The organism is Mycobacterium sp. E2989 (assembly GCF_001667595.1).
Lineage (GTDB): Bacteria > Actinomycetota > Actinomycetes > Mycobacteriales > Mycobacteriaceae > Mycobacterium.
Map to the genome: position 1 here is coordinate 1 of NZ_LZJX01000016.1, position 10,922 is coordinate 10,922.

Annotated in this window: 8 protein-coding genes; all 8 read right to left on the bottom strand. The window is 67.4% G+C overall.

What is annotated here, in order from left to right; translation table 11 throughout:
- Window positions 1–110: 110 nt before the first annotated feature.
- The gene (locus A5680_RS03425; protein WP_067816166.1) at window positions 111–791 is read right to left on the bottom strand and encodes a response regulator; all 681 of its coding nucleotides are present in this window, start codon (window positions 789–791) and stop codon (window positions 111–113) included.
- On the bottom strand, window positions 788–3,355 hold the full coding sequence (locus tag A5680_RS03430; RefSeq protein ID WP_067816169.1) for a sensor histidine kinase KdpD: 2,568 nt from the start codon (window positions 3,353–3,355) through the stop codon (window positions 788–790). The genes A5680_RS03425 and A5680_RS03430 overlap by 4 nt, the downstream gene beginning before the upstream one ends.
- A gap of 12 nt (window positions 3,356–3,367) precedes the next feature.
- Window positions 3,368–4,243, bottom strand: coding sequence for a potassium-transporting ATPase subunit C (locus tag A5680_RS03435; protein ID WP_067816173.1), 876 nt, complete (start codon window positions 4,241–4,243; stop codon window positions 3,368–3,370).
- A gap of 1 nt (window position 4,244) precedes the next feature.
- Window positions 4,245–6,395, bottom strand: a complete 2,151-nt coding sequence (gene kdpB, locus A5680_RS03440; protein ID WP_055403106.1) for a potassium-transporting ATPase subunit KdpB — start codon at window positions 6,393–6,395, stop codon at window positions 4,245–4,247.
- Complete coding sequence (kdpA, locus tag A5680_RS03445) at window positions 6,395–8,065, bottom strand: potassium-transporting ATPase subunit KdpA (protein WP_067816176.1); 1,671 nt, start codon at window positions 8,063–8,065, stop codon at window positions 6,395–6,397. The genes kdpB and kdpA overlap by 1 nt, the downstream gene beginning before the upstream one ends.
- Complete coding sequence (gene kdpF, locus A5680_RS25585; RefSeq protein WP_055403110.1) at window positions 8,065–8,154, bottom strand: K(+)-transporting ATPase subunit F; 90 nt, start codon at window positions 8,152–8,154, stop codon at window positions 8,065–8,067. Before kdpF ends, kdpA begins: the two co-directional genes overlap by 1 nt.
- A 285-nt stretch (window positions 8,155–8,439) precedes the next feature.
- Window positions 8,440–9,966, bottom strand: coding sequence for a cell wall metabolism sensor histidine kinase WalK (locus A5680_RS03455; RefSeq protein ID WP_055403113.1), 1,527 nt, complete (start codon window positions 9,964–9,966; stop codon window positions 8,440–8,442).
- A complete protein-coding gene (locus tag A5680_RS03460) occupies window positions 9,963–10,736 on the bottom strand; it encodes a response regulator transcription factor (protein ID WP_067816183.1) in 774 nt (257 codons plus the stop codon). The genes A5680_RS03455 and A5680_RS03460 overlap by 4 nt, the downstream gene beginning before the upstream one ends.
- Window positions 10,737–10,922: the final 186 nt, after the last annotated feature.

Genomic DNA, 10,922 nt, shown 5'->3' on the forward strand with positions numbered 1-10,922 from the left:
TGAGGCGGGCAAACAGTCGCATCCTCCGGGGCGGAGGCGCAAGTGACGGATGTGACCACGGCCCGCCAGCGCCGCGAGCCCGAAAGTCGCGGCCCCGACACCGCACGAACTCACGCCTCGAAGCGATACCCCATGCCCGACTCGGTCAGCAAGTGCTTGGGCTGCGACGGATCGTCCTCAAGCTTGCGCCGCAGCTGGGCCAAATATACTCGCAGATAATGTGTTTCGGTGGCATAGGCCGGTCCCCACACCTCTTTGAGCAGCTCCTCGCGCCCCACCAGCTTTCCCCGGTTGCGCACCAGCACCTCGAGCATTCCCCACTCGGTGGGGGTGAGGTGAACTTCGGCGCCGTTCTTGGTGACCTTCTTGGCGGCCAGATCGACGGTGAAGGCGTCCGTCTCGACCACCGGCTGCTCCAGCTCGGATGCCGCGGTGTTGCGGCGGATCGCCGCCCGCAGCCGGGCCAGAAACTCGTCCATGCCAAAGGGTTTCGTGACGTAGTCGTCCGCCCCCGCGTCAAGGGCCTCGACCTTGTCCGACGAATCCGTGCGCGCCGAAAGCACGATCACCGGGGCGGTGAGCCAGCCCCGCAGGCCGGCCAGCACATCGATGCCGGAGATATCGGGCAAACCCAGGTCGAGAATCACCACGTCGGGCTTGTGCTCGGCGGCGGCGCGCAGCGCGCCGGCACCGGTCGACGCGGTGATCACCTCGTAACCCCGCACCGACAGATTGATGCGCAGCGCACGCAAAATCTGCGGCTCGTCGTCGATCACCAACACGCGCGTCATTGCGCACCAATCGGTTCCGGCGCCGCCAATTCCACCATCACGGTGAGCCCGCCGCCCGGGGTGTCCCCGGCCGCGATGGTGCCGCCCATGGCTTCGACGAAGCCGCGCGCTACCGACATGCCCAGCCCCACCCCCGTGGTGTTGTCGTGATCACCGAGGCGCTGGAACGCCTCGAAGATCTGCTCCTCGGTCCCGTGCGGGATGCCGGGCCCCTCGTCGATGACGTTGATCAGCACCCGGTCACCCACCCGCCCCGCGTTGACCCGAACCACGCAGTTGGGCGCGTACCGCAGCGCGTTGTCGATCAGGTTGGCAAGGACCCGTTCCAAGAGACCGGCATCGGCCAGCACCACGGCGTCGCCGACGTCCACCTTCACCCGGTCGATGGCGGACCGATAGAAACCGGTGGCGCCCTTGCCGATACTGATCAGCGCGCGTTGCACCGTTTCCTCGAGATACACCCGGCGCAGGTCCGGGCGCACCACGCCGGCGGCCAGGCGCGACGAATCCAGCAGGTTTCCCACCAGCGCGGTCAGCTGATCGATCGACTCCTCGATGGTCGCCAGCAGTTCCGCGGTGTCCGCGGGGGAGAACGCGACGTCCTCGGCGCGCAGGCTGGACACCGCGACCTTGGCCGCCGCGAGCGGCGTCCGCAGGTCGTGGCTGACCGCCGACAGCAGGGAGCGCCGCAGCTCGTCGGCGCGCACGATCGCCTCGGCCCGGCTGGCTTCCTCGGCCAGCTCGCGCTGCCGGACCAGGCCCGCGGCCTGCTTGGCCACCGCGCCCAGCACCCGCCGATCCCGGGCCGAAAGCTTCCTGCCGGCCAGCAGCATCCAGAACTCGTCGTCGCCGACCTCGATCGCGGTGTCGGCGGAATCGACGGTGACACAAGGGTCCCGGCCGACGCAGGCGACGACGTCGCCCTTCTTGCCGTCGGCGCGCTCCTCCTCGCTGGGTTCGCGCAGCATGCTGACCGCGCGCTGGGAGTAGGTCTCGCGCACCCGCTCCAGCAATGTCTCGAGATCGGCCCCGCGCAGCACCGAGCCCGCGAACAGGGTCAACAGCTCGGCCTCCTGCGAGGCGCGCCGGGCCTCGCGGGTGCGCTTGGCCGCGCCGTCGACCAGGACGGCGACCGCGACGGCGATCAGCAGCAGTACGAGTTCGGTGACGGCCGCATCGGGTTCGGCGATGGTGAAGGTGTGCCGGGGCGCGGTCAGGAAATAATTCAGCAGCAGGCTGGACAGCACCGCCGAAACTACCGCCGGCGCAACGCCTCCCAGCAGTCCGACCAGCAGCACGCCGACGAAGAACAGGGCGCTGTCGCCGCTGGTGCCCAGATACGGGTCAAGCGCCGTGACGATCACCGCGCAGATGGCCGACGGCACGATGAAGGCCGCCAGCCACGACGCCACCCGCCGCTCGCCGGCCGCCAGCGACGCCGCGCGAAAGCCGCGTTTGGATTCCTCGTGCGTGACCAGGTGCACGTCGATCTTGCCGGACAGCTCGACGATCCGCGCGCCGATGCCCTCCTCGAAGACCCGCGCCCATCGCGATCGCCGCGAGGTGCCGATCACCAGCTGCGTGGCGTTCATCTCGCGGGCGAAATCGAGTAGGGCCGTGGGCACGTCGTCGCCGACCACGGTGTGCAGCGAGGCGTCCAGGCTGCTGGCCAGTTCGCGGATCTTGGCCATCCGTGTCTCCGACAGTCCGGCCAATCCGTCGCCGCGGATGACGTGCACCACCATCAGCTCGGCGCTGGACTTCGACGCGATCCGGGATGCCCGCCGTACCAGCGTCTCGGACTCCGGGCCCCCGGTGACGGCGACCACCACCCGCTCGCGGGCCTCCCATATCTCGGTGATCTTGTTCTCGGCGCGGTATTTGGCCAGCGCGGTGTCGACCTGGTCAGCGAGCCAGAGTAGCGCCAGTTCCCTTAGCGCGGTGAGGTTTCCGCGGCGGAAGTAGTTGCTCAGCGCGGCGTCGATGCGCTCGGGGGCGTACACGTTTCCGTGGGACAGCCTGCGGCGCAACGCCTCCGGAGTGATGTCGATGAGCTCGACCTGCGACGCCTGCCGGACGATGGAATCCGGGATGGTCTCTTTCTGCTCGATGCCGGTGATCGCAGCGACGACGTCGTTGAGGCTTTCCAGGTGCTGGACGTTGACCGTGGAAATCACGGTGATTCCCGCGTCGAGCAGTTCCTCGACGTCCTGCCAGCGCTTGGCGTTCTTGCTGCCCGGCGTGTTGGTGTGGGCGAGCTCGTCGACGAGGACCACCTGCGGTTTGCGCGCAAGCACGGCCGGCACGTCAAGTTCGGCGAAGGTGCTGCCGCGGTATTCGATGAAGCGCGGCGGGACGAACTCGATGCCCTCAAGCAGCTCAGCGGTTTTCGCCCTGCCGTGGGTCTCGATCACGCCGGCCACCAAGTCCGTGCCGCGCTCCAGGCGACGATGTGCCTCGCCGAGCATCGCGTACGTCTTGCCAACCCCGGGGGCTGCGCCGAGGTAAATCCGCAGCTCGCCGCGCTTGGGGCGGTGGTCAACGGCACTCACGTCAACCATCATCCCCCTATCGCGCTAGCTCGAGACCGGATATTTGTGATCGAGTTGCAGGTTGAGTTGCAACACGTTGACGCACGGTTCACCGAAGAAACCGAGCGTGCGGCCGCTTCGATTCTGCGCCAACACCTCCCGGATCTCCTCGACGCCGACATGGCGGGCCTTGGCCACCCTCGCCACTTGGAGGTCGGCGTAGGCCGGCGAGATGTTCGGGTCCAGCCCGCTGCCGCTGGTGGTGACGGCGTCGGCGGGCACGGCCGGATTGGCCGGAGCGGCGCCGCGGATCGGCACGATCTGCCCTGTCGAATAGTCCTCGCCATCCTTGGCGCACTCGACCCGCGCTCCCTGGTAGAGGCTCAAGAACGGCGCCGGCGTCGTCTGGCACGGTTCGTTCACGCTGACCACCCGGGTGGGGCGGACGACGTTTCCGCGGGAGTCGCGGGGCCCGATCACCGACAGCACCGCGCCCACGCCGCCACCCGTGCAGAACGGTCGCGACCCGTCCACGCCTTCCAGCCGCCCCACCGCGACACTGCGCGTGCACACCTGCGTGAGCAGGCTCGGCTTGCCCGCCGTATCGACAATGCTTTCCGGCCCGAGGTTACTCGCGCCCGAGGACAGCGGGTCGTAACCGGAACCGGCCGCCGAGGGGCGGCTCTGGAAGTACTGGGGCAGCGGGTTGCCGTTGGAGTCGGTGAACAACTGCCCGATCAGACGGCTGCCGATTCCCCTGCCGTTCGCGGTCAGAATCGACCCGTCGGCCTTGTCGTGCAGTCCCGGAATCTGCGCGACCAGCCAGACCAGCAGCGGGTAGGCGACGCCGGTGATCACGGTGAGCACCAGCAGCGCGCGAAACGCCGCCCAGTGCATGCGGAAGAAGTTCGAGAAGCTCATGTCAGGACATCCCCGGGACGAATTGGATGATCAGGTCGATCAACTTGATTCCGACGAACGGGGCGACGATGCCGCCGAGGCCATAGATGTAGAGGTTGCGGCTCAACAGCTTTGACGCGCTGCTCGGCGTGTAGCGCACCCCTCGTAGCGACAACGGGATCAGCGCGACGATCACGGCCGCGTTGAAGATCACCGCCGACAGGATCGCCGACTGCGGGCTGTGCAGCCGCATGATGTTCAGCGTGTCCAGCCCGGGGAACAGGGCGACGAACATCGCCGGGATGATCGCGAAATACTTCGCGATGTCGTTGGCGATCGAGAAGGTGGTCAGCGCGCCGCGGGTGATGAGCAGCTGCTTGCCGATCTCGACGATCTCGATGAGCTTGGTGGGGTCGGAGTCGAGGTCGACCATGTTGCCCGCCTCCTTGGCGGCCGAGGTGCCGGTGTTCATGGCCACGCCCACGTCGGCCTGAGCCAGCGCCGGCGCGTCATTGGTGCCGTCGCCGGTCATCGCAACCAACTTGCCGCCCTCCTGCTCGCGCTTGATCAGTGCGAGTTTGTCTTCGGGTGTGGCCTCGGCGAGGAAGTCGTCGACGCCGGCCTCATCGGCAATCGCCCTGGCGGTCAACGGGTTATCGCCGGTGATCATCACCGTGCGGATGCCCATCTTGCGCATCTCGTCGAACCGGTCCCGCATGCCCTGCTTGACGACGTCCTTGAGATGGATGACGCCCAGCACCGAGGCGTCGCCGCCGCGGCTTTCCCCGACCACCAGCGGGGTGCCGCCGCCGGCGGAGATGCCGTCGACGACCTCGCCGAGCTGTTGTGGCACCTTGCCGCCTTGCTCGCGCACCCATTCGGCGACGGAGCTGGCCGCACCCTTGCGCAGCTGATGGCCGTCGAGGTCCACACCGGACATCCGGGTGGTGGCCGAGAAGCTCACCCATTGGGCTTGCGAGAGTTCGCCGGGCGTGCGGGCGCGAAGACCGAAGTGCTGCTTGGCGTATACGACGATCGAGCGCCCCTCCGGGGTTTCGTCGGCGAGGCTGGACAGCTGTGCCGCGTCGGCCAGCTGCTCGTTGGTGACGCCGTCGAGCGGAACGAAGGCGGCGGCCTGCCGGTTGCCCAGGGTGATCGTGCCCGTCTTGTCCAGCAGCAGCGTGTTGACGTCGCCTGCGGCCTCGACCGCGCGTCCGGACATGGCCAGCACGTTGCGCTGCACCAGCCGATCCATACCGGCGATGCCGATGGCCGACAGCAGCGCACCGATCGTCGTCGGGATCAGGCACACCAGCAGCGACACCATCACGATCCCGGTGACACCGTTTGCGTTGAGCGCCTGGGTATCCGGGACGCCCGGGTTGTTCATCTTGGAATAGATCGCCAGCGGCTGCAGGGTGGCGACGGCGAAGACGAAGATGATCGTCAGCGCGGCCAGCAGGATGTTGAGCGCGATCTCGTTGGGGGTCTTCTGCCGGTTGGCGCCCTCGACGAGTGCGATCATCCGGTCGATGAAGCTCTCCCCGGGCCGCTGGGTGACCTGCACGACGATCCGGTCGCTCAGCACGGTGGTGCCGCCGGTGACCGCGGAGCGGTCGCCGCCGGACTCGCGGATCACGGGCGCCGACTCTCCGGTGATGGCCGATTCGTCCACGGAGGCAATGCCTTCGACGACGTCGCCGTCACCGGGTATCACCTGTCCGGCCTCGACGACGACGATGTCGCCCTGCTGCAGCAGCGGCGCGGCGACCTCCTCCTCGACGCCGGGGCTGCCGGGCGCCCAGTCCTTGAGCCGTCGCGCCATCGTGTGACTCTTTGCCCGGCGCAGGGTTTCGGCCTGGGCCTTGCCGCGCCCTTCCGCCACCGCCTCGGCGAGGTTGGCGAAAAGGACGGTGAGCCATAGCCATATCACGGTCAACCAGGCGAACCAGGTCGGATCGATGATGGCGAGCACGGTGCTCCAGGTGGCGCCGATCTCCACGATGAACATCACCGGGTTGCGCCACAGCGAGCGGGGGTCGAGTTTGCGCAGCGCGTCCGGCGTCGAGCGCCAGAGCATCTTCGGATCGAGCAAACCCCCTTGCACCCGTTTGGTATTCGCCGAGCCGGCGGGTTGCGCCTGCTCGGTCGGGTCGACGGTGGTCGCGGCCATCAGTGGATTCCTTCGGCGAGAGGTCCGAGCGCCAGCATGGGCAGGAAGGTGAGCGCGACGAGAATCAGGGTCACGCCCGCGACCATTCCCACGAATTGGGGCCGGTGCGTGGGCAGCGTGCCCACCGATTCCGGCGTCTGGCCCTGCTTGGCCAGCGAGCCCGCCAGGGCGAGCACCAAGACGATCGGCAGGAACCTGCCGAACACCATGGCCAACCCGAGGGCGGTGTTGTACCAGTTGGTGTTGACGCTGATTCCGGCGAATGCCGACCCGTTGTTGTTGGCCGCGGAGGTGAACGCGTACAGCACCTCCGACAGCCCGTGCGGGCCGCCGTTGAGCATGCCGGCGCGTTCACCCGGCAGCGCCATCGCGATCGCGGTGCCGGTCAGCACGATCAACGGCGTCACCAGGAAATAGCTTGCGGCGAGCTTGATTTCGCGTGGGGTGATCTTCTTGCCGAGATACTCCGGGGTGCGCCCGACCATGAGCCCCGCGACGAACACGGTGATCACCGCCAGGATCAGCATGCCGTACAGACCCGAGCCGGTGCCGCCCGGCGCGACCTCGCCGAGCTGCATGTTGAACAGGGCCATCATGCCGCCGAGACTGGTGTAGGAGTCGTGGAACGAGTCGACTGCGCCGGTGGAGGTGAGCGTCGTCGAGTCGGCGAACACCGCGGAGTTGGCGACGCCGAACCGCTGCTCGACCCCCTCCATCGCCGACCCGACCGCGGTGGGCACCGTGCCGTGGTGCTGCAGTTGGAACCACATCATGAAGGTCACGCTGATCGCGTACAGCGAAGCCATCACCGACGCGATCGCGTAACCCTGCTTGGTGTTGCCCACCATGCGCCCGAACGTGCGGGGCAGCGAGAAGCTGATCACCAGCAACAGGAAGATCTCCAACCAGTTGGTCCACCGGGTCGGGTTCTCGAACGGGTGCGCGGAGTTCGCGTTGTAGAACCCGCCGCCGTTGGTGCCCAGCTCCTTGATGACTTCCTGGCTGGCGACGGGGCCGCCGGTGATCGTCTGGTGCGCCCCGTTGAGGGTGGTGACGACCTGGTCGTTCAGGTGGAAGTTCTGGATAACCCCGCCCGCGATCAGCACGATGGCGCCCAGGATCGCGATCGGCAGAAGGATGCGCAGTGTTCCGCGCACCAAGTCGACCCAGAAGTTCCCCAGGTCGCCCGTGCGCGTGCGGGCGAAGCCGCGCACCAGCGCGATCGCCACGGCCATGCCGACGGCCGCCGAGACGAAGTTCTGCACGGCCAGCCCCGCCATCTGGACGAGATGGCCCTGGGTGGACTCACCGGAGTAGGCCTGCCAGTTGGTGTTGGTGACGAAGCTGATCGCGGTGTTCCAGGCCAGCCCGGGGGTCATCTGGGTGGCGGGATCGTGCAGATGCAATGGCAACTTGCCCTGCAGGAGCTGGAAGAAGAACAGGAACAGGATGCTGACCGAGGAGAACGCCAACACGCTGCGCGCGTAGGCGCCCCAGCTCTGTTCCGAGCGCGCGTCGACCCCGATCAGCCGATAGATGGCCCGCTCGACGGGGCCATCCTTTGGCGACGTGTAGACCCGATACATGTAGTCGCCCAACGGCACATGCACCGCCACCAGCGCCACGACGAGGAGGCCGAGAAAAAGCAGACCCGCCGTCGTCGCGCCCATCAGAACCGCTCCGGGAACAGCAGAGCGCACGCGAGAAACAGCGCGAGCATGACGGAAAGCACCAGGCCGACGATGTTTTCGTAGCTCACAGCCGCTCGACCAACTTCTGCACCCAGCCCAGTGCGGCGAACACGACAACCGTCAACACGACGAACGCCACTACGCCCATTCCGAGCCCACCTTGTCTCCGTCCAGCGCAACCACGCGCATACGAAAGGGCCTCGTCGAGGCCGCCACGGCGCCGTCTCTCGAGGCGATATCAGCTTGAAATTAGCTGGCGCCCCTGGGCTAGGGCCTTTGGTTGACACTTCCCTAACGGCGTCGCGGTTCACCTTTACGGTTTCTTAACACCCGCCGGCACGCGCACCGCGCGGCTATCCGGCGTCGGCGCCCGGGCCGTCGATCATCGGGATCCGGACCCGGAAAACCGTTCTGCCCTCGGTGGATTCGGCGGTGACGGAGCCGTGGTGGGCCTTCACGATGGAACTGACGATCGCCAGGCCGAGCCCGGTGCCGGTGCCGTTGAGTCTCGAGTTGTCCGCCCGGGCGAACCGTTCGAACAAGCGGGGGAGAAGCTCGGGGTCGATGCCCGGTCCGTCGTCGGTGACGGTCAGTTCGACGCACGGCGCGTCGGGCCCGTCGCGGTGGCAGGTGATCCCGGTCGTGACCGTGACCCCGGGCGGGTTGTGCACCCGGGCGTTGTTGAGCAGGTTGCTCACCAGCTGGTGCAGCCGCGCGTGATCCCCGCGGACCCACACCGGTTCGTCGGGCAGGTCCTTCACCCAATGATGCGTCGGCGCGGCGACCGCCGCGTCGTTGACGGCGTTGACGACGAGCTCGGCGAGGTCGACGTCCTCGCTCTGCAGGTCCTGCCCTTCGCCCAGGCGGGACAGCAACAACAGCTCGTCGACCAGCAGCGTCATCCGCCGCGCTTCGGACTCGATGCGGGCCAGCGCGTACTCGGTGGTCGGCGGCAGCGCGGAGCTGTCCTGCCGGGTGAGTTCGGCGTATCCCTGAATCGCGGCCAGCGGCGTCCGCAGCTCGTGGCTGGCGTCGGTGATGAATTGCCGCATTCGCAGGTCGGATTCGGCGCGCTGAGCCAGCGCGCTATCGACGTTGTCCAGCAACCGGTTCAGGGTGTGGCCGACGATGCCGACCTCGTTCTGCTGGTTGGTGTCGCGGGGCCGCACCCGGACGCTGATCCGGTGGTCGTCGTCGGCGAGCGGCATGGCCGCGACTTCGGCCGCGGTGGCGGCCAGCCGGCGCAACGGGCGAAGCGTGTAGCCGACGACCCAAACGGTGAGCCCCGCGGTGACCGCCAGGGCCGCCGCGATGAGCAGGGTGGTGGTGAGCTGCTTGCGCGCGATGATCTGGTCGGCGAGGTTCAGCGACACCCCGGCAACCAGCACGTCGGGCCCGTCGGCGTGGCTGTCGAGCCGGTAGAACCCCAGGCTGCCCAGGTTTTCGGTCCGTGGCGGCCCGTCGGTCCACGACTGCGCTTCGATGGCGCGCACGACGTCGGCGGGCGCCGGTCGCGCCTCGGCTTCGGAGAAGACCGCCGAGCCGATGACGGTGCCGTTGTGCAGCACCACGATCAGGTTTCCCGGCGTTTGATCGGTGAACTGCAGCATCGCCTGGTCCAGTGGCTTGGCGCCCTCACCCGGATTGCGTTGACTGTCACGGTATTTGGTGTAGGAGTGGCCCAACGCGTCCAACGAACCGGCAACGTCGGCGTCGCTCATCGACGTGACGTAACCGCGCAGGCTCAGCACGGAGACGATTCCCACCGTCATCAGCACCACGCTGACCACGGCCAGGACGCCCAACAACAACTGGCGGCGTAGCGAACGGGGTAGCCACCCCGGAAGGTCGCCGGACAAGGCGTCCCGGCGCCGGGTCATTCCGGTGGCCGCAACATGTACCCAACACCGCGCACGGTGTGAATCATCGGTTTCCGGCCGGAATCGATCTTCTTTCGCAGATAGGAGATGTAGAGATCCACGATGCTGGTGCGCCCGGCGAAGTCGTAGTTCCAGACGCGGTCGAGGATCTCGCTGCGGCTAAGCGCGCGCCGGGGATTGCGCATCAAAAAGCGCAGCAGCTCGAACTCGGTTGAGGAAAGCGATATCTGGGTGCCGTCGCGGGTGACGTCGCGGCTGGCGGTGTCGAGGCGCAAGTCGCCGACGTTGAGGGTTTCCGCGGCCGGCGGGGTCTGCTGACCGGAACGGCGCAACAACCCGCGCAGCCGGGCGACGAGCTCTTCGAGGCTGAACGGCTTGGTCATGTAGTCGTCCGCGCCCGCGGTCAGGCCGGTGACCCGGTCCATGACCGAGTCCCGCGCGGTCAGGAAGAGCGTCGGGGTGTAGGGATCGGATTGGCGGACGCGCTCCAGAATCCGCAACCCGTCGACGTCGGGAAGCATGATGTCGAGCACGAGGACGTCGGGGCTGGTCTTCTCGAACTTGGCCATGGCCTCGCGCCCGTTGTGGGCGATGTCGACGACCCAGCCCTCGTAGTGCAGCGCCATCTTCACCAGGTTGGTCAGCGCCGGCTCGTCATCGACCAGCAGAACCCTGATCGGTGAGCCGTCGGCGCGGTAGATCCGGGGCAGCTGCCCGAGGATGGCCTGGCGGGGGCGCTGACCCCCCGCGTATCCCGACATCGCGGTCATGTCCCTACATTCTGGCAAGCCACACATGTGACTGTCACGGACTTCATAGAGTTCTCAAATGTTGAGGGGCGGGGCGAGGTCGCAGCGGGGACGCTCGCTTACGGTCGAATAAGCCGACCGGCCGACCCAAAGATATTGCGGGGCAGAGCTATTGGTTCAACGGCAAAGGGCCCGCACACCACGGTG